The 19271-nt window shown below is 40.4% G+C and carries 19 protein-coding genes; 4 read left to right on the forward strand and 15 right to left on the reverse strand.

All coding sequences use genetic code 11. The features are described from left to right. Positions 1-323: 323 nt before the first annotated feature. The 3 genes from PZ638_RS11100 to PZ638_RS11110 form a co-directional block, all read right to left on the reverse strand. Entirely contained in the window at positions 324-2984 is a 2661-nt protein-coding gene (locus tag PZ638_RS11100; protein ID WP_275612210.1) for a toprim domain-containing protein, read from the reverse strand. Between the two features lie 77 nt (positions 2985-3061). Then, positions 3062-3283 carry a TraR/DksA family transcriptional regulator gene (locus PZ638_RS11105; protein WP_004254739.1) on the reverse strand — a complete coding sequence of 74 codons (222 nt, stop codon included), beginning with the start codon at positions 3281-3283 and terminating at the stop codon, positions 3062-3064. Then, the gene (locus PZ638_RS11110; RefSeq protein WP_076913939.1) at positions 3276-3497 is read right to left on the reverse strand and encodes a DUF2732 family protein; all 222 of its coding nucleotides are present in this window, start codon (positions 3495-3497) and stop codon (positions 3276-3278) included. Before PZ638_RS11110 ends, PZ638_RS11105 begins: the two co-directional genes overlap by 8 nt. A gap of 237 nt (positions 3498-3734) precedes the next feature. On the opposite strand from PZ638_RS11110, the gene PZ638_RS11115 reads away from it, so the two are divergent. Continuing rightward, complete coding sequence (locus PZ638_RS11115; RefSeq protein ID WP_153673441.1) at positions 3735-3896, forward strand: hypothetical protein; 162 nt, start codon at positions 3735-3737, stop codon at positions 3894-3896. 21 nt (positions 3897-3917) lie between these two features. On the opposite strand, the gene PZ638_RS11120 is transcribed toward PZ638_RS11115, so the two are convergent. The 3 genes from PZ638_RS11120 to PZ638_RS11130 are packed head-to-tail and all read right to left on the reverse strand — an operon-like array spanning position 3918 to position 4679. Next, entirely contained in the window at positions 3918-4229 is a 312-nt protein-coding gene (locus tag PZ638_RS11120; RefSeq protein WP_153673442.1) for a hypothetical protein, read from the reverse strand. Continuing rightward, positions 4219-4416: a hypothetical protein gene (locus PZ638_RS11125; protein ID WP_275612211.1), complete on the reverse strand. Its 198-nt coding sequence runs from the start codon at positions 4414-4416 to the stop codon at positions 4219-4221. Before PZ638_RS11125 ends, PZ638_RS11120 begins: the two co-directional genes overlap by 11 nt. Further along, positions 4413-4679, reverse strand: a complete 267-nt coding sequence (locus tag PZ638_RS11130) for a Cox family DNA-binding protein (RefSeq protein WP_153673444.1) — start codon at positions 4677-4679, stop codon at positions 4413-4415. The genes PZ638_RS11125 and PZ638_RS11130 overlap by 4 nt, the downstream gene beginning before the upstream one ends. A gap of 101 nt (positions 4680-4780) precedes the next feature. On the opposite strand from PZ638_RS11130, the gene PZ638_RS11135 reads away from it, so the two are divergent. Next, positions 4781-5080, forward strand: coding sequence for a helix-turn-helix transcriptional regulator (locus PZ638_RS11135; RefSeq protein WP_164528876.1), 300 nt, complete (start codon positions 4781-4783; stop codon positions 5078-5080). 63 nt (positions 5081-5143) lie between these two features. Further along, complete coding sequence (locus PZ638_RS11140) at positions 5144-6130, forward strand: phage integrase (protein WP_181469265.1); 987 nt, start codon at positions 5144-5146, stop codon at positions 6128-6130. Positions 6131-6391: 261 nt separating this feature from the next. Here the strand turns inward: PZ638_RS11140 and ahpF are convergent, their stop codons facing one another. From ahpF to PZ638_RS11170, 6 genes are all read right to left on the reverse strand, one after another. Beyond that, the gene (gene ahpF, locus PZ638_RS11145; RefSeq protein ID WP_036957764.1) at positions 6392-7966 is read right to left on the reverse strand and encodes an alkyl hydroperoxide reductase subunit F; all 1575 of its coding nucleotides are present in this window, start codon (positions 7964-7966) and stop codon (positions 6392-6394) included. A gap of 117 nt (positions 7967-8083) precedes the next feature. After that, a complete protein-coding gene (ahpC, locus tag PZ638_RS11150; RefSeq protein ID WP_004254784.1) occupies positions 8084-8647 on the reverse strand; it encodes an alkyl hydroperoxide reductase subunit C in 564 nt (187 codons plus the stop codon). A 189-nt stretch (positions 8648-8836) separates the two neighbouring features. After that, positions 8837-9961 (reverse strand): ABC transporter permease, encoded by a 1125-nt coding sequence (locus tag PZ638_RS11155; RefSeq protein ID WP_164456325.1) that lies wholly within the window; start codon positions 9959-9961, stop codon positions 8837-8839. A 5-nt stretch (positions 9962-9966) separates the two neighbouring features. Then, positions 9967-12723, reverse strand: coding sequence for a ribosome-associated ATPase/putative transporter RbbA (gene rbbA / locus PZ638_RS11160; RefSeq protein WP_144139979.1), 2757 nt, complete (start codon positions 12721-12723; stop codon positions 9967-9969). Continuing rightward, positions 12720-13790: an HlyD family secretion protein gene (locus tag PZ638_RS11165; protein WP_094960609.1), complete on the reverse strand. Its 1071-nt coding sequence runs from the start codon at positions 13788-13790 to the stop codon at positions 12720-12722. Before PZ638_RS11165 ends, rbbA begins: the two co-directional genes overlap by 4 nt. A gap of 370 nt (positions 13791-14160) precedes the next feature. Further along, positions 14161-14637, reverse strand: a complete 477-nt coding sequence (locus PZ638_RS11170) for a GNAT family N-acetyltransferase (RefSeq protein WP_144141834.1) — start codon at positions 14635-14637, stop codon at positions 14161-14163. 413 nt (positions 14638-15050) lie between these two features. On the opposite strand from PZ638_RS11170, the gene PZ638_RS11175 reads away from it, so the two are divergent. After that, positions 15051-16796, forward strand: coding sequence for an ABC-F family ATP-binding cassette domain-containing protein (locus tag PZ638_RS11175; protein ID WP_144141836.1), 1746 nt, complete (start codon positions 15051-15053; stop codon positions 16794-16796). A gap of 224 nt (positions 16797-17020) precedes the next feature. Here the strand turns inward: PZ638_RS11175 and PZ638_RS11180 are convergent, their stop codons facing one another. The 3 genes from PZ638_RS11180 to tyrP all read right to left on the reverse strand — a co-directional run bounded on the left by PZ638_RS11180 (position 17021) and on the right by tyrP (position 19256). Beyond that, entirely contained in the window at positions 17021-17224 is a 204-nt protein-coding gene (locus PZ638_RS11180) for a DEAD/DEAH box helicase (RefSeq protein ID WP_096863708.1), read from the reverse strand. Next, complete coding sequence (locus tag PZ638_RS11185) at positions 17217-17768, reverse strand: PadR family transcriptional regulator (RefSeq protein ID WP_004254808.1); 552 nt, start codon at positions 17766-17768, stop codon at positions 17217-17219. The genes PZ638_RS11180 and PZ638_RS11185 overlap by 8 nt, the downstream gene beginning before the upstream one ends. A gap of 279 nt (positions 17769-18047) precedes the next feature. Continuing rightward, positions 18048-19256: a tyrosine transporter TyrP gene (gene tyrP / locus PZ638_RS11190; protein WP_004254811.1), complete on the reverse strand. Its 1209-nt coding sequence runs from the start codon at positions 19254-19256 to the stop codon at positions 18048-18050. Positions 19257-19271: the final 15 nt, after the last annotated feature.

Below are 19271 nucleotides of genomic sequence, written 5' to 3' on the forward strand. Positions count from 1 at the left end.
ATATTTCTAGTTTGTAACCTTTTAAAACCGTTACGCGTAACGGCAAAGTAACGCTTTTGTAACGTTTTTACATGCTTAACTTTCTACTAATAATCAATGCATTACAAACTAAATCTAAATTTGTAACGTTTGTAACGCTTTTCCGAAGCCCCCCCACAAATTCTCTATTTATATAAAAAACCTCTAATAATGCTTATTTATTGTGCAATCAATAATATCTTCTTTATTTGTTATTCTGAGTATTTATGATTTTGCTTTGATGGATATCTTTAGATAAAAGAAAGGCTGCACAAGGCAGCCGATAGAAAGGAAATATACGATAACTAGCTTTCACTGTTTTCTTGGAATACCCAACATCTAAGCACATCCGGCTTCGACAAAGTACTCCCCACCGCAAGCGTGCTATTAAACTGACTGTTTACTACACTTCTCACCGTCTTAACGCCTACAAATTTACGCATACGCCCCGCTTTCAATAAGTTCTTAATATCGGTATTCAATTGCATAGACTGACGGTACTCACTGGCTACCTGTGCAATATGGTTAAAGTTCACCGCAAAAACACCCTTTTCACTACTGTGATTCACACCAAAGGCCTCGTTATCGTGTAAATAATCAAACAACTCCCAAAACTCCATCACTTGCGGTTGGTCGAGTTGGATCGCTTGAACACGTTGTTTGGCCAACTCAATAATAAAGTCACGGGTTTGGCGTATATGAGCCGCTTTTACAGGAAGAACTAACGCTAACGTTTCCAACAACGCAATTAACTGTGCGTGGTTTTTGGCGATCCGCTCATGGTTAATCGCCTTATCCGCAAATAACTGCGCCTGTAAACCATCTACACGCTCATTGTATTGCTTTAATATCGCCGCTTCTTTCATCAATACCGTAGGCAGAAAACCAGACAGCTTTTCAATAGGATAACGTTCAAGGGCAATGGCAGCATAACGAGTTTCAACACTTTGCTCCGCTTTGTCGGTATAAAGATGAATAATCCGTTCTAAAACGGCGCGTGACGCGTTAATCTCTGCATTCTGTGCAATCACAATACTGCCTTTAAATAACGGCTCGTAGGTCTCATTACCGCTATTTTTAACCCCTAGTGAACGCGTCGCACGGCCGTTATACAGTGATTTTAACTCTTCCCAATCAAACGCTTTTAGTTTTGCATTATCTTGCACGCGATCACTTTCAATTAAACACACTGGCAAATTACTTATCTGTGAAAAGTTTCGTCCTCGAGCGGCAACACTCGATTTTGATGCATCGAACCCCTCATAATCTGCACGGCCACATAAACGCCATAAAAACTCAATCAACGTACTTTTACCTGAACCAGGCTCACCGCAAATTTCTAAAAATGGGTAGCTTTTATGGGTCTTGCGTATCTGCTCCGCAAAGAACGAACCCAGCCAGAACGCCAACACCACATAACCTTTTGCACCAAACGCATCCCAAAGAGAACTTAACCAACTGGTATCAAATTCACTAAAATCGGTATTAATGGCCAATGATGGACTAAGGCTTAACGTCTTGATATCCAACTTATTGAGAGAGAAATAATCCTCCTCATTTAACGTAAAACACTTACCATCCTGCACCGCAACATCATTAAACACATACACACCATACTCTTTGTTATAACCCACATAGTTTTGCGTGATCACCTCTTTAATATCTGGCAAGGCTTGTTTGCAAATGCGGTCCAATTGCAAAGTTGTGCCGGTATAAACCGCCCCTTTGGCCACATGCAATAAACGCTTTTTGAATTCACTGGCACTGGTTAATTGCGAGGCGGTAAACGTGGCTTTAACTTGCGGTTGGCGAGGAAAATCGACGCGCATGTAATACCATGATTCGTCAGTTTCTACAGACTTTTGGAAATATAACGGAGTGGGATAACAATTAGCGATTTCAACCACCGTACCTGATTCTTTTACCGCTTTTTGTCTGGCTTCATCTTCATCTAAATCAGGTTCGGCATCATGAATACGCTCAATGGTTTTCATCATTTTATCGATATCCAACTTAAACCAATACAAGCGGTTATCATGTTGAAAATCGAACTCTGAACGTTCCGTCCAGTTAAACATTAAACGCGCCTTTTCAAACGCGGTTGAGGCTAACAACAACTTACCGTAATAGCGATAACGGGCGATATCGCGCTCCGTTAGCTTGCCTTTCATATGTAAGTCATTCCAATCGTTGCCACACTCTTTTTCAGCAGGTCTCGCGGCCGTGGCTTTCCAGCCATCATCGATACTGCGGGCAACAAACTTTTTCATGGCGCGTTCGCCGGCTGCGCCATTATCTAGCGCCCAAACCAACAACGGCTTTTTATTGTTCCCTAGTGCAGCTTTCAGCGCATTCAACGCGACTTCAGGGTAATTATGGCAAGTCATTAACGATACAGCCGCAATACCATTTTGAATCAAGCTAAGTGCATCAAAAATACCTTCCGTTAGCCAAATCTCTTTGGCTTGGGTTAAATCCTGTTGTGGCAGTGTCCACCAATGCCCTTTATAAGAACCAAAAAAGTTAGCTTTGCGATCAAACCGTGAGGGCCTATCAATAATGCGCTCCCAATATGCCCCCTCGGGTAAAGCAAATTTAACCGTTGCCGCACCTAACCCATTGGCATGATAGCTAGACTCGGAATACAACCCTTTCAATGGGGCGATATCAAGCCCTCTGGCGTGCTGTAAATAAGCATCTGCGGCTGCATTTGGTGCTTGTTGCGTCTTGGGGTAGTGTGCTGACCAGTCATCAAATATATCGGGGTAAATCTCTTTTACAATCAACTCAGCGCCGCATTTATTTTCACGGCCACAACGCAACACAAACGGCATTTCAATTGAGGTAAATAGCTCTTTTTTCTTACAATTTGGGCACACACCTTGGCGCAAATAGCCATTTTGCTCTTTAAATTGAAAGTCGTATATAAGGCGAGGCAATAACGCCTGAATATGATATGATTTCATGTGATAACCTTAGAGCACACAATCAGCGTCTATCCCGCAGGTTGTGTGCTTTTTATTTGCTTACAGAAAATGATTTCTCATACGCTGTGGTAATGTTTTTCTTTCAGTTCAAACAGAATTTGGCAGTCAATACACAAGGTGCAGCCAATCACCGCTTGGCGGCGGGCTTCTGGTATTGGGTGATCACAATTCTCACATTCAAACGCAGATACCCTATTCGCTGGCTTCCTCGCAGCTTGGATATTCTGTTCTAGCACTAATGCCGCATGTTCATTAGCGCGGTCGATAACATCAGACATAGTTAAGATCTCCCGCTTGTGACTCGAACTTATCCGCTTCATCGACTAATAATTGGTGTATTTGCGCGTAATCTAATTTCTCTGTTAACACTTTATCGGCTAATTGACGTTGGCGATCAGCAAAACGATTCATTAATGATTTACGCTCATCTTCCCTATTCGCTTTTATATTTTCAGCGACGGGGGTAAATATAGGGTCTGGAATATGTCTCATTTTAAAACCTCATTTTTAGGTAATAAAAAGCCCTGACCGATAAAGGTCATTGTTTATTAATTTGATTATTTAATTGCTATCTAACTCTAATTATTTTCTATATTAATAATCACCTTACGATATTTAATCCGATTTTTTTAACCATGATCGGCAACATGGTGTGTGGTATATTTGCTATGCCTGCAATTTCTTGACCGGAATCAGGCATAACAACCACCTACTAAAGGATATTGAACTATGACTCATGAAGAAAAAGTTAAATTTTTATTTGAACAAACGATGAAAACTATTTGTACAAAAAGAGGTGAACATACGACTCTTCCAAACATTGAGTTTGATTTTCCAATAATTTATCCTGTACTTGAAAAATTGCTCAACGAAAAATTACAAGAGAAATAATATCTGTTTAGTATCAGAGTCTTACCTAATTATATTTAAGGCTCTATTAATGTTTTCATTTATTTCACGAAGTTTATTATTTATTTCTGCATCAGTAGCTGAAGCCCAATCAATATCTTTTTTTAGGATTGATGAAATTATATTTAATTTACTTTCCAAAAATTTGTCATTTTCATCTAAACCAGCGAATGTATTTTCTATTGCATTGATCGCATCATCTAGAGATATAGCCATTCTATAATCACCAACAATCAGAGGTACGAGCGTTGTTGTAACATATTCAACAATTTCTAATTTTTTCTCTTTAATGAGTACATTTAAATTACTTTCCACTTTTCATCCTCCACAGCCCATCGATATATTTTATCGCTTCAGCCATTGCATCAAACTTGCCGAACGACTCCCCTACATGCCAAACGTGATAACGTGTGATTGGTGTCTGCTTCTTACGTGGTAACGTGATAATCATAAACCCGCGATACACCGCACAATGATGGCTCACACAAATAACCTGACTCATTGTGGCTTACCTAAACCCAACCACACCAACCAACCGTCGCGCATTTCTACTGGTAACGACTCATACGCAAGCCTTAAACCATTATTCCATGCAGGCAAATACACATAATTCTCCGCACGACTAGAGCCGGGTCTTTTCATCTGAACAATCGGTAACTTACCTGCTTTACGCATATCTGCCACTGCGCTTGCTGGCTTACCAATCAACTCAGCGAATTTTTCCTCAGTCACAACATCTGACAGACTTACGATTTTCTCTCTCATCTGCTACCCTCTTATGTCAGGCGCTTTCTAGCGCTTTAGGACTCTTTGCTTCATTGCATTGAGATATCAGTGTTCTTATAAAATAAGAGATCTCTTATATAATGTCAACGTACGATAGCGAAAGACTAAAGCTTATACGTGAGTCAGAAAGGCTTAATGTTAAGCAAGCTGCTGATTTGGTAGGTATTAATTATGTTACCTATCATGGATATGAAAGTGGAAAAGCCAAAATGTCATTGGAGTCTGCAATGAAATTCTTTAAGCACCCCCGGTTCAGAAAATACCGCGATTGGTTCATGTTCGATGAGGTTAATCCTGAAGCTGGCCAAATCGCACCGGCTTTAGCGCACACTGGGCACGAAAATTCAGGCTCACCCCACTCAGACAAGAAAACTGGTTAACAATTTATCAGGCATTTTGTGAGGTTAACTCGCAAGGCCAATCGACCCTCGGAGGGCTTTCTTATGGCAATTAAGAAACTCGAAGATGGTCAATATGAAGTGGACATTAGACCGGCTGGCCGTCAAGGAAAACGCGTCAGACGTCGATTTGATACAAAACACGAAGCCGTTTTGTTTGAACGTTACGCCCTATCAAACAAAATGCACAAAGATTGGTTAGATAAATCCAATGATATTCGGCCGCTACAAGACTTAATTGATTTGTGGTGGAACACCTTTGGCAAAAGTAGCGAATATGCGCAGGACACGTTATTAAGGGCAACACGCATTGCGACCGCACTCGATAACCCGCCGATGTGCTTATTAACCGATAAGCAATTAGCACTTTACCGCGAACTCCGGCTCGCTGCGGGTATCAAGCCCTCCACGATAAACCGTGATTTTTCAGCGATAAGCGGCATATTTACCGCTTTAAAGCGCACGGATTTATTTATGGGTAAACACCCAATACGAGGGCTATCACGGTTAAAGCAAAAAGCGACTGAGATGTCCTATTTAACGCATGAAGAAATTGGGCTGCTGCTGAATATATTAAAAGGTGATAATAAAAAAGTGGCGATTTTATGTTTAAGTACCGGCGCACGTTGGGGGGAAGCGGTTAAATTAAAACGCGAGCACGTGATCCAAAATAAAATCCGTTTCACTTTTACCAAAACGGGCAAAGCGCGCATTGTGCCGATTTCCCAAGAAGTCGCGGATGCTGTGTGTACGCGAAAATCCGGTCTGCTTTTTCCAAACACCTCTTATGATATGTTTAGAAAGCACATAAAGACCATTAAGCCTGATATGCCGCAGGGCCAAGCCACGCACGCATTACGGCATACTTTCGCAACCCATTTTATGATGAATGGCGGCAGTATTATTACTTTGCAGAGAATCTTAGGTCACTCGACATTACAGCAAACACTGACCTACGCACACTTTGCACCGGACTTTCTTCAAGATGCGATTACGTATAATCCATTAAAAGGAGGAACAGAGTTAGCTTAATAGATTGTTCGTTTTAGGATGATTTGAACGACAAAAAGCAATACAAATTTAACTTTTGCATGTCCACAAATTGTCCACACTGGGATGCATTTCTCCGCTGTAAGTACCACCAAATCAGCGTTTAGATCGTCCACAAGTTGTCCACACTTGAACACTTTTAGGCACTTTTGAGCCTTTTCTGTACAGATTATGTACAAAAAAAAGGCACTCGCCCCCGAGTGCCTTTTGACTACAACTCACTGAATATAAAGTAAATTACACCTATTCAGCGGTTCTGGTACTTGTGCGGATTAGGTAATCAAATGCGCTAAGTGCGGCTTTTGCCCCTTCTCCAGCTGAAATAATAATTTGTTTGTATGGTACCGTTGTACAGTCACCGGCAGCAAAAATACCTTTAATACTGGTTTCGTTACGTGCATCAATCTCGATTTCCCCCATACGGTTTCTAGCGACTGTGTCGCCTAACCAATTGGTATTAGGCAATAAACCGATTTGCACGAATGCTCCCGCCACTTCTAATAAATGTACGCTATCATCAGTGCGGTCTTTATATTCAAGACCCGTCATTTTACTGCCATCGCCTTTTACTTCTAAGGTTTGCGCATTGACGATAATATCAACATTCTTTAGGCTACGTGCTTTTTGCTGTAATACAGAATCTGCTTTCAGTTCCGGAGCAAACTCCAGAACGGTCACATGCTCAACGACACCGGCTAAGTCAATAGCCGCTTCAATACCCGAGTTACCACCACCAATAACGGCAACACGTTTACCTTTAAATAACGGACCATCACAGTGTGGGCAGAATGTTACACCCTTAGTACGATATTCTTGTTCCCCCGGAACACCCATATTTCTCCAGCGAGCACCTGTTGAAATAATAATACTGCGTGATTTTAAAATCCCACCCGATGCAGTTTCGATTTGGTGTAATCCACCTTCTTCTGCCGCAGGGATCAGTTTTGCAACTGATTGGCCATCAATGACATCAACATCATAGCTGTCCACGTGGTTCTTCAATGCGCCTGCAAAAATAGCCCCTTCCGTTTTGATAACTGAAATATAGTTTTCAATATCAACCGTGTCCATAACTTGGCCACCAAAACGCTCGCCAATTACGCCAGTACGGATCCCTTTACGTGCGGTATAGATTGCTGCTGAAGCTCCTGCTGGGCCACTACCAATAACAAGGACTTCAAAAGGCTCACGCTCTGTGAGTGATTTCGCTGCACGCGCATCTGCGTTGGTATCAACTTTGCTAACAATTTCACTTAACGTCATACGCCCTTGGCCAAACTCTTTTCCATTCAGGAAAACCGCAGGAACGCCCATCACATTACGTTCATCAATCTCATTTTGGAAAAGTGCACCATCAATAGCCGTATGGCTAATATTTGGATTTAAAACTGCCATTAAGTTCAACGCCTGAACAACATCTGGGCAGTTATGGCAAGATAAAGAATAATAAGTCTCAAAGTGGAATTCGCCTTCAAGGCCTTTAACCTGCTCTAATAACTCTTGCGCTTCTTTAGATGGATGACCACCGATTTGCAATAATGCCAGCACAAGAGAGGTAAATTCATGTCCCAAAGGTGAGCCTGCAAAACGCAAACCACTATCTGTACCTGGGTTAGTAATTAAAAAAGACGGTGTTCTTAGTGCGCTATTGCGCTCTTCACGTACAGTGACTTTATCTGACAGAGATGCAATTTGTTCTAACAGCTGCTTGATTTCATTTGATTTTTGGCTGTCATCTATATTAGCAACTAATTCAACGGGTTTAGTTAAACGTTCTAAGTAGGCTTTCAACTGTGCCTGTAAATTATTGTCGAGCATGTAATCCCCTTTAATTTTTATCATAAAATCGGGTACATATACCCGTCATGATCCAAGTTGCAGGCCTAAACACCTGCAACCTGAATTATTCAGTGTTAATCAATTGGGTTAGATTAATTAGATTTTGCCGACTAAGTCCAAAGATGGAGACAGTGTTGCATCACCTTCTTTCCATTTAGCTGGGCAAACTTCACCTGGGTGGCTTGCAACATATTGTGCTGCTTTAACTTTACGTAACAGGTCAGCTGCATCACGACCGATACCTTCAGCAGTAATTTCGATTGCCTGAATGATACCTTGTGGGTCAACAACGAAAGTGCCGCGGTCTGCTAAGCCTTCGTTTTCACGCATATTTTCAAAGTTACGTGTTAATGCGCCAGTTGGGTCACCGATCATGGCATATTTGATTTTACCGATAGTTTCTGAACTTGCATGCCATGCTTTATGGGTAAAATGTGTGTCAGTAGAAACAGAGAAAATTTCAACACCTAATTTTTGGAATTCTTCATAATGGTCAGCAATATCACCCAGTTCAGTTGGGCAAACAAAGGTAAAGTCAGCTGGATAGAAGAAGAAAACGCTCCATTTACCTGCAACATCTTTTTCAGAAACTTCGATGAACTGGCCATCTTTAAATGCTTGGTTAGTAAATGGTTTGATTTGAGTATTAATTAATGACATATGATGTTCTCCTGTTTGGTTGCCTATTAAGTTACTGTTTTACAGCAGCTTAATCCAATCATTACCCACTATCGATTTGATAGGCGCAACCTAATCATGTGCCAATAATTAATAGGTGAAGCATTAGAACGCTTACTGAAAAATTCAGCAAGCGTTTTATGCATTAATGGATGTTTTATGTACAGTAGGTTATGCCATGGTGGCAATCGTTTTGCGAAAACGAATGAGTGCGAGAGAAAAGAATACAGCACCAATAACAACAAGAACCGCAAATTGAGGCCAAACAATTTGGAAGCCAGCTCCGCGATATAAAATCGCTTGAGCAAGGCTAACAAAGTGCGTTGTCGGCATGGTTAACATAATGTCTTGAACAAGCTGAGGCATACTTTCTCGCGCTGTCATTCCGCCAGAAAGCATATTTAATGGCAATAACACTAAGATCATCAACAAACCAAACTGAGGCATGGAGCGTGCAATCGTCCCCATAAAAATACCAATCGACGTTGTCGCAAATAAACTCAAGGCCACCCCACACATAAACAATAAGATAGAGCCTTCGATTGGTACTTGTAGCAATGTTTTTACAACCAAAATTAAGGAAACACCAGATGCAATCAATACCACCAGCCCCATTGACCATATTTTCGACATCATAATTTCAAATGGCGTTAGTGGCATGACCATCAAATGTTCGACGGTGCCGTGTTCCCGTTCGCGGATTAGTGCAGCGCCCGTTAAAACAATCGATAACATCGTAATATTATTAATGATTGCCATAACAGAACCAAACCATGACTGTGTCAAGTTAGGGTTAAAGCGCATCCTCACTTCCAAATCAACAGGTAAACTTGCATTACTACGGTATTTTGCTAAAAATTCATTCACTTCCCCTAAGGTAATATTTTGAATATAACTATTTCCTAAGAAGGCTTGGCTCATCCTTGTTGCATCAATATTTACCTGAATTTCAGGATGCCGTCCTGCAAGCACATCACGTTGAAAATTAGGCGGAATATCTAGCGCAAAAGTATATGAACCACGATTTAACAAACCATCAATTTGATCTGGCGTGATATCCGCGGGTGGTAAGAAATAAGGCGCATAAAAGCTATTGATTATCCGATTTGATAACTGTGACTTATCTTGGTCAGCAATCGCAATGGGCGCATTATGTAAAGAGCCAGGAGTTACCGTTGCGGACGAATAGATCGATACCGTAAAAGCAAAGACAATCAACGCTAGCATTGCTTTATCGCGGCCTAAACTGCGTAACTCTTTGACTCCTAGGTTAAAAATATTCTGAATTTTACGTATCATCGCTATGCCTCCTGCTTTTTCAGGAATAAAACACTGAGCCCAATAACCAATGGAACAGTGATCAGTAATGGGATAAACGATGACTGTAAATCGAATAAATTTAGTCCCTTAGAGAAGGTTCCTCGCGTGATAGTTAAAAAGTGTGATGTTGGATAAACCATCCCAACCCAGCGGCCAATACCTTCCAATGATGAAACTGGGTCAATCATTCCTGAAAATTGTGTTGCTGGTATCAGAGTGATGATAGAAGTACCAAAAATTGCTGCAATTTGGCTTTTCATAAAGCATGAAATCAATAGCCCCATTCCTGTTGCAATACTGATATACAAAAATGCGGCCAAGGTTAACGTCAGAAAACTACCTTTAAATTCAACACCAAATATATAGACGGACAGTATGCAAAGTAATACAAAGTTAAACATGCCTAATAAAATATAAGGGAGCTGCTTTCCAAGTAAAAACTCTAATTTGGTGATCGGGGTGACATAAAGATTGATAATCGAACCAAGTTCTTTTTCCCGAACAACACTCAATGCGCTAAGCATTGCGGGGATCATCATTAATAATAATGGAATAACTGCGGGAACAATCGCCGGTAAGCTACGAACATCTGGGTTATAACGATATCGGGTTTCAATGTCGATAGCTGGCATACCAGCAACGCCAACGGGTTGGCGAGCAGCCATCGTACTTAGCCATGCTAAGTGCATCGCTTGCACATAGCCACGCACAGTTTCAGCGCGGTTTGGCATCGCACCATCAATCCACACGCCAATTTTAACGTTATTGCCGCGTGCAACGTCCCTTGCGAAGTTAGGCGGAATTTCAATCGCAACGGTAATCTTACCGCTACGCATACCAGCCTCTAAATCATCATAATCCTTGATTGGTGGTTGTTCGATAAAGTAACGTGAACCTGCTAAGTTCAGCGTATATCCTTGACTTAACCCCGTTTGGTCGCGATCTAGTACGGAAAAACGTAAATTTTCGACATCCATACTAATACCGTAACCCATAATAAACATAAGAATTACAGTCCCTAATAACGCGAGTGTTGAACGCACTGGGTCACGACGTAATTCCATCCCTTCTCGAATGGAATAACTGAATAACCGGCGTAAACTAAAACGTTTTTTTAACGCTTCGGTCGCTTGTTCTTTCAGTTCAGGGTCAACATGGAACTCAGGGGCAGTTTCTTGCCCTTGTCCTGCATCCCCCACAGCATCCTGTAAATAAGCAATAAAGGTTTCTTCAAGCGTGCCAAGGCCTCTTTTTTTGGTCAGGTTAGCAGGGGTATCACAATCTAAGACTTTACCTGCATGCATGAGTGAAATACGGTCACAGCGCTCTGCTTCATTCATAAAGTGCGTAGAAATAAAAATTGTGACACCGTCACGTCTTGATAGATCGACCATCAAATTCCAGAACATATCTCTGGCAACGGGGTCTACTCCCGAAGTTGGCTCATCGAGGATTAACATTTCAGGTTCATGAATAACTGCGACAGCTAAAGATAACCGTTGCCGGATCCCCAAAGGTAAATCGTCAGGCATTACGTCTCGCACATCATCAAGTTCAAAACGCTGGCACATTTCGTCCACTCGCTGGGGAATTTTGTCCTCAGCTATATGAAAAAGCTTGGCGTGAAGTACGAGATTTTGCTCAACACTCAATTCACTATATAGTGAAAATGCTTGCGACATGTAGCCGACACGCTTACGTGTTTCGATATCTTTCGGATCTATTTCTTGACCAAATAGCCATGCTTGCCCTTCACTGGCTTGTAATAAACCCGTCAACATTTTCATAGTGGTTGATTTACCACAGCCATTAGACCCTAAGAAACCAAAAATCTCCCCTTTTGGGATCTTAAAATTCACATGGTCAACAGCGACGAAGTTACCAAAACGCATAGTTAGGTCTTGGGCTTCAATAGCAATAATATTGTCTTCTGTGGTATCACGTGGAGGGATCACGACTTTTTTGTGGCCACTGCGTTTTTCTTCAGGTAGTAATTCAATAAACGCAGCTTCAAGATCATCACATTGAGTTTGGGCTTTTAATTCAGATGCATGACCTGTAGCGAGCACCTTGCCATCATCCATTGCCACTAACCAATCAAAGCGTTCGGCCTCTTCCATATAAGCCGTTGCGACCAAAACGCTCATATTGGTTTGTCGCAAACGAATGCGGTCAATTAAATCCCAAAATTGCGCACGAGATAACGGGTCAACCCCTGTAGTAGGTTCATCCAAAATTAATAAATCGGGATCATGAATTAGCGCACAGCATAACCCAAGCTTTTGTTTCATCCCTCCTGATAACTTGCCTGCTGGACGGTCTTTAAATGGCGCAAGCCCTGTACTTTCAAGCAAATCCTGAATCCGATATTCACGCTCAGCTTTTGATTGGCCAAATAAGCGGCCAAAAAAGTCGACGTTTTCATAAACAGATAACGTATGGTAGAGGTTCTTCCCTAAACCTTGCGGCATGTAGGCGATGCGAGGGCAAACAGCTCTACGATGCTCAATATCACTCATATCACCATCAAGTACCGTTATTTGGCCTTGTTGAATCACTCTTGCCCCTGCAATCAGGGAGATCAGGCTTGATTTTCCTACACCATCAGGGCCAATCAACCCAACCATTTTTCTTGCTGGGATGGAAAGTACAATGTCATCCAACGCACAATTGTCACCATAATGTTGGCTGACATGTTGTATATCGATAATCACATCACCCATCAGTTTATTGGTCATTGTGGTAATCTCACCTCTAATTCAGCAGGCCAAGATTCATTAGGGTCTAAACGTACATAAGCTTTTCCGGGCAGCCCTGTTTTCACATATTCTAGATGTTGCTCTAATAATTCAGGCGAAATTCGTGCACGCACTCTGAACATTAATTTTAGGCGTTCATTTTGTGTTTCTACGGTTTTCGGTGTGAATTGAGCAACACTCGCCACGAAAGTGGTTTTGGCTGGGATCACGATATTTGGTGCAGCGTCAAGTATGATGTGAACATCACTGCCTAAGGCAACTTTTCCTGCATCTTCAGTCGGTAAGAAAAATGTCATATACACATCACTTAAATCGACCATGTTCAAGACTCGCCCGCCAGCGCCAAGTACCTCTCCAGGCTCAGCGACACGATATTGAATACGCCCGTTTCTTGGCGCTTTTAGAATACTGTCATCTAAGTCCGCAATAATACGGCGTTCCGTTGCTGTCGCTGCATCAACACGGTTTTTCGCTTGGACTATACCAGCGCTTGCAGAATCAATGGCTGATGTCGCGGCGGCAACTTGAGCTTTTGATGCTTCCAGTGCTGCACGAGAGCCTTGCATCTGTGCTGTATCATCATCGACTTGTTGCTGAGATACGGCGTTGGTTCTCACCAAAGCTCTAGAACGATTTAACCGTTTTTGCGCTGCGTCTAACTCCGCTTCACGTTGACGAACAACAGCTTGGGCTGCAACTTTTTCGCTTTTACGTTGCGCTAAAGCAGACTCGGCAGTGGTCACTGCACTGATGGCTTGGCGTAATTGTGCCTGTACTTCATGGAGTTGCTCTTGGAGTGCTCGCGTATCCATACGAGCAAGTTCTTGCCCTTCTTTAACAAAATCCCCTTCTTTTACATTAATCGTTTCAATACGTCCTGCTGTCTTAGTGGCAATATCAATTTCTGTTGCTTCTATACGGCCGTTACTTTGAGAGAATCCAGCGGGTAGACCACCTGAATTAACATTCCAGTAATAGAAACCACCCGCAACAATAATTAATATTAAAATGATGTAAAAAGATACTTTTTGTTTATTTATTTTCATACCATCCCTTTCCATTAAATGAGAAAACAAGGAACAACAATTATTTTGATTATTAACCTGGTGATTATTAATAAAATGACATAACTGTCTCTATACGAAATAAATACCCTTAAAACTAAAAATATTATTTTTATTTAAAACTTGGCCAAGTAAGTGTTAGCACTACCATTAAATTGGCTATCTATTTAATTTAATGGCATTTTATCAACATTTGGTTTAAGTTTAGTTGCCTTATGTCACAAAAAAACAGAATAAACTCACAAAAATCAGGATAAGGCATTAATTGTACATATTTAATTCAAAATAAAAAAATAAAGCCAGTAACTTAATTTACTGGCTTTATTCAACGATGTTTGAATATGAATAAATATTAGCTTGCGAATGCAGCAATCACGTTTTCATCCATTCGGTAACGAACCCATTCATCTTGCGGTTCTGCGCCAATACTTTTATAAAAATCAATTGCTGGCTGGTTCCAATCTAAAACACTCCATTCCAGCCGTTGGCACTTTCGTTCTACGGCTAACACTGCAATATGCTTGAGTAACTTCTTTCCTGCACCCGCGCCACGAAAATCTGGGGAGACATACAAATCTTCTAAATAAATACCATTATTCCCTAACCATGTTGAATAACTCGTAAAAAATACGGCATACCCTGCTGGCTGGCCATCCACATAACAGATTAAGGCTTCTGTGCTTGAATTCGCTCCAAATAAGGAATTTTCAATATCAGCTACCGTGGCTTTAACTTCGTGACGTGCTTTTTCATAATCTGCCAATTCAATGATCATATCTAATATCAAAGCAGCGTCATCACATGTTGCGGGTTTTATTTCTACGTTCATTTGGGGCTCTCTTGTTTTTTGAATCATGATTTTAAACGCTACATAGCAAGAACCCAATTCACAGCAATATTATTCATTTCTTCGCGCATGATATAAGTAACATTTATACCTGTATATGCTTTTTCCTATAATAATCAGAGAGCGCATTTTCGGACCTTGTTGGTTAAATAACATATTAGCTATAATTCTCTCATCGATTAACTAAATGAATATTAAGGAGGCTAATTTATGTTGTTGTGTGATCTTATTGAATATTCACACTTCTTTGGTAATCGCCAGAGCTCAGGCTTTCACAGTTTTATACTGCGATAACCCTGCCTGAGCGAAGCCACTAAAGAAAATCTTCCCTCAGCTTACTGGGTTGTCGTTACGACTATACCCTGGCGTTTTTTCGCCTAAAATTTGAGTAAGCTATGAGCACTTTATTAACTGTAAAATCATTAAATTACGATACTTCAACCTCTACCTTATTAAGCGATATTTCTTTTACCATCCAACAAGGTGACCGCATTGGTTTAATTGGCCATAACGGGAGTGGAAAAAGTACATTATTGAAGCTAATAACCCAACAACTGTTTCCTAATAGTGGCAGTATTACCTATGCAAATCATTGTGTTACTGCTTATATTGAACAACATTTACCCGATGAAATCGCTTGTTTGACTCTGATTGATGCGCTTGTTCAAAAACTCCCTGAACAAGATAAAGTCACTGAGCGCTGGCGGGCTGAAGTTTTATTATCAGAATTAGGTTTTACACCTGAACAATGGGAACAAAAAGCGAATGCCATCAGTGGAGGACAACATACACGTTTGCTGCTGGGGCGTGCTTTAATTGAACAACCCGATTTACTGTTACTCGATGAACCTAGTAATCATTTAGATTTGCCCACACTGATTTGGTTAGGTAATTTCTTACAGTCATGGAAAGGGAGTTTTGTGCTAGTTTCCCATGACCAATCGTTATTAGATAAAGTCAGTAACTGTACTTGGATTTTACGAGATAAATCATTACATTTTTATCGGTTACCTTGCAGTGCAGCACGGCAAGCATTAAGTGAAAAAGACATCACTGATGCACGTCGTAATCAAGCCGAGCAAAAAGAAATTGACCGTATTGCATCAAGTGCCAAGCGCTTAGCGATTTGGGGGCATGTGTATGACAATGAAGCCTTATCACGCAAAGCTAAACAGATGGAAAAACATATTGACCGTCTTAAAGATGCCCAAACTGAGCTAACTGAAGGCTATCAATGGAAGCTTGCTTTAAATGGCAAAGCTATTCCTGCAGATAGAGTTTTAGAGTTGGAAAACACCGTTGTTTCAACACCGAATGGAAATCAGTTATTTAAAACGGCATTTCATCAAGTGAAAAGTGGTGATCGTATCGCTATCATGGGAGCCAATGGCTGTGGTAAATCAACACTATTACGTCTACTTTGGCAACATTATCAACAAGATTTACGCTATAGCTCACAATTGAAGTTTCATCCAGCAATTCGTGCTGGTTATTATGACCAACAATTAGAGCAGTTAAATGATAATGATAGCCTATTAGATGCACTACGTCATTTTTCACCTTTAACCGATGAACAACGAAAAATGGCATTGATTGGAGCGGGTTTTGCCTATAATCGTCACCAACAGAAAGTGGCAACACTGAGCGGTGGTGAACGCGCTAGATTATTGTTTATTGGTTTAAGTTTAGCTCAGTATGAGTTGATTTTGTTAGACGAACCTACCAATCACCTTGATCTAGAAGGTAAGGAAGCGCTTTGTGAGCAAATTAGCTTATTTTCTGGGGTATTATTGGTTGTAAGCCATGATAAATGGCTCATTGAAAATAGCTGCCAACGCTTCTGGTTTATCGATGATAATCGGCTAGAGGAATACCTTAATGCTGATGATATTTATCATAAAATCGAGCAGCAATCCCAGCAAGTGTTAACGTCTACGCTTGGGGAAAATGCCCCTTCTAAATCAACGATTGAAATTCTCAGTAAGGAAGCTACTCATGAAGATGAGTTGTTAGAAACATTGCTGATATTGGAGCAAAAGCTACTTGCGGATCAAAAACGCAAATTAAACCACCAAAAACCGCAATTACAGCAGCAGTGGATCAACGAAATAGCCCAAATACACGCTAAATTGGGCTTGTAACCGATACCCCTGGTTACGTTAAGTGATCAGGGGATTTTTTATGAAGTTATATATTGATATAGGATCATAGCTAAAGTTTACAAAATAATTATATGCACCCTAAAATTTACCTTATTGATGGAATAATAGAAGACTGAGTCGCGTTATTCATCAATAAGAAAATAAATAAGGTTTATTCTTTATGTCTTTTAAGTGAATAAAGATTTTGTAAACTATCTAATTGGTTATTTTATTTTTTGTTTCTTTGCTCGCTTAAAATATGAAGTTGGCACATTAGGGCATACAACCTCTTTAAATTTAACGTCTTTATTCGCCTTCACAGACGGTTCATTTTCAGATGAAACCGGGGCGTTGCTCTGTGGTATTTTGCTTGTCTCTTTCATATATAAACGCTCTTTTGCTTGTATAATATCATTCGTTTTAGCCATTTGATTTTCCCTCTGCCACTAACACTGCATTGACTTGCTCAATACGTTCCACTGCTCGGTTAATGATCTCAACGACTCTTGTTGTCTCTTCTTTCGTCAACTGTTGTATCACGATTTGGTGTCTCAACAATGACTTAAATTTATCTACAGCGCATTCAATTTCATTAGCGAATTGATTACCTGCTTTTAATTCCTGAGCATATTTTAATTTTAGTTGAACTTCTGCCAATATTTCAGCTTTGAGTAATAAAAAACAGCGACCTTCTGGCGTTATGACATAACACTTACGCCCTTTTCCATTATCTTTACCCGCCGAAATAAACCCTAACTCCTCTAATAACGTCAGAGTTGGATATATCACACCTGGGCTTGGGCAATAAAAACCTGCCGTTTCTTCTGCAATTTTTTTTATTAGCTCATAACCGTAATTAATTCCCCCTGTCAGTAAATGTAGGATATAAATCCTTAACTGTTTAGGGTTAAACATACGACTGACACTTTTACCGTTGCACAAACACGGCTCGAGTTGTTGTTCATTTGCCATTAAAATTCTCAGTGGTTATTTATATAAAAACCGATATATCTAATATGATAGTTACTTTTACAGAAAATGCCAGCTTTAGATATATCTATTTTTATGCATAACGTGCTAATGATAATCATTCTTATATGGATTATACCGACTAAATGTCGACACAACAGTAAAAAATGTGCGGTAAATTGTCTAACTGAGTAAAGTTGGCAATAGATATGAAATTAACCTATTTTTGAAGTGATAAAGCCAGCCGTCGGTATGTTGGCTGGCTATAGAAGCGAAGTACAATTACCCAATATTAGGTAATATGTTGAAAACAATCCCTAGCTGAACACCAATGACTATAATTCCACAAATAAATACTAATGAAAGACCTAATCCACCGCCTAACACTTGATATTTCCGTTGGTTTAATGTTCTTGATTTAAATGCCATAGCACTAGGTAATAATAAAGCCAGTATTGAAAGTGCGATTGCGGCATACCCTAACGCCATCACAAACCCTTTAGGATAAAATAAAGCAAAAACTAGTGGTGGTCCAAAGGTGAGCAAACCTGTTTGTAGACGCCCTGACGCATTATCTTGACGTTTAAATAAATCCGCTAGAAAGTCAAATAACCCCAAAGCAACACCAAGGAAAGATGTCGCAAGCGCCAAACTCATAAACATTTGTGCAATTAACTCTGTTTTTCCTGATTGAGCCACATCTTTAATTGCATCTAATAATCCATTAAGCCCTGCGTTTTCCGCCAAAATACCAACAAATGTGGTTGTACCAATACTCCCTAATGTTGCGATTTGCCATAAAATATAAGCAATCAACGGGATAGCACTTCCGATAATAAAAATAACCCGCAATTTTTTGACATCTCCCCCCATGTATTTAACGATACTTGGGACGCTACCATGAAAACCAAAGGAGGTAAAAAACACCGGTATAGCAGATAAAATAAGTACTTTTTCAGTTGGGGCAGCTAATAAATTTTGTTGCTCAACATGCGGCATCATTAATGCCAATATAATGACTAAGAAAACAATTTTTGCAGCAAATAAAATACGGTTGATAAAATCTACGGATGAAGTCCCGAAACATACAACTCCCCCACCAATGACGGTAAATACAACAATTCCCATCCAATCTGCCATTTCAATAGCAAAACTACTTTTCAAATTTGATGTAATGATTTCCCCTGCTCCACTGACATAAGCTGCTGTCAATGCATACATCAGGAACATCATACTAAAACCCGTAATAAATTTGCCACTAGAGCCTAAGTACCGTTGTGCAACACTACCGATCCCAGTTTCGTGAGATTCATGTTGATAAACTTCGACCAAAAGTAACGCCGTGTAGCACATCAATGCCCACAACACTAATAACATAGCGAGGCTCACTAAGAAACCATTACCCGCGGCAGCGATAGGCATGGCTAACATACCTGCGCCAATCGTAGTACCTGCAACAATAAATACACTACCAAGTGTGCGATTTTTCATATTGAGATCCTAACA

It is taken from the genome of Providencia hangzhouensis (assembly GCF_029193595.2).
Classification (GTDB): Bacteria; Pseudomonadota; Gammaproteobacteria; order Enterobacterales; family Enterobacteriaceae; genus Providencia; species Providencia hangzhouensis.

Bases quoted from the DNA above. Each gene is read 5' to 3' on its own strand.
- PZ638_RS11100 (WP_275612210.1), bottom strand. From the start codon at position 2,984: ATGAAATCATATCATATTCAGGCGTTATTGCCTCGCCTTATATACGAC.
- PZ638_RS11105 (WP_004254739.1), bottom strand. From the start codon at position 3,283: ATGTCTGATGTTATCGACCGCGCTAATGAACATGCGGCATTAGTGCTA.
- PZ638_RS11110 (WP_076913939.1), bottom strand. From the start codon at position 3,497: ATGAGACATATTCCAGACCCTATATTTACCCCCGTCGCTGAAAATATA.
- PZ638_RS11115 (WP_153673441.1), top strand. From the start codon at position 3,735: ATGACTCATGAAGAAAAAGTTAAATTTTTATTTGAACAAACGATGAAA.
- PZ638_RS11125 (WP_275612211.1), bottom strand. From the start codon at position 4,416: ATGAGTCAGGTTATTTGTGTGAGCCATCATTGTGCGGTGTATCGCGGG.
- PZ638_RS11130 (WP_153673444.1), bottom strand. From the start codon at position 4,679: ATGAGAGAGAAAATCGTAAGTCTGTCAGATGTTGTGACTGAGGAAAAA.
- PZ638_RS11135 (WP_164528876.1), top strand. From the start codon at position 4,781: ATGTCAACGTACGATAGCGAAAGACTAAAGCTTATACGTGAGTCAGAA.
- PZ638_RS11140 (WP_181469265.1), top strand. From the start codon at position 5,144: ATGGCAATTAAGAAACTCGAAGATGGTCAATATGAAGTGGACATTAGA.
- ahpF (WP_036957764.1), bottom strand. From the start codon at position 7,966: ATGCTCGACAATAATTTACAGGCACAGTTGAAAGCCTACTTAGAACGT.
- ahpC (WP_004254784.1), bottom strand. From the start codon at position 8,647: ATGTCATTAATTAATACTCAAATCAAACCATTTACTAACCAAGCATTT.
- rbbA (WP_144139979.1), bottom strand. From the start codon at position 12,723: ATGACCAATAAACTGATGGGTGATGTGATTATCGATATACAACATGTC.
- PZ638_RS11165 (WP_094960609.1), bottom strand. From the start codon at position 13,790: ATGAAAATAAATAAACAAAAAGTATCTTTTTACATCATTTTAATATTA.
- PZ638_RS11170 (WP_144141834.1), bottom strand. From the start codon at position 14,637: ATGAACGTAGAAATAAAACCCGCAACATGTGATGACGCTGCTTTGATA.
- PZ638_RS11175 (WP_144141836.1), top strand. From the start codon at position 15,051: ATGAGCACTTTATTAACTGTAAAATCATTAAATTACGATACTTCAACC.
- PZ638_RS11180 (WP_096863708.1), bottom strand. From the start codon at position 17,224: ATGGCTAAAACGAATGATATTATACAAGCAAAAGAGCGTTTATATATG.
- PZ638_RS11185 (WP_004254808.1), bottom strand. From the start codon at position 17,768: ATGGCAAATGAACAACAACTCGAGCCGTGTTTGTGCAACGGTAAAAGT.
- tyrP (WP_004254811.1), bottom strand. From the start codon at position 19,256: ATGAAAAATCGCACACTTGGTAGTGTATTTATTGTTGCAGGTACTACG.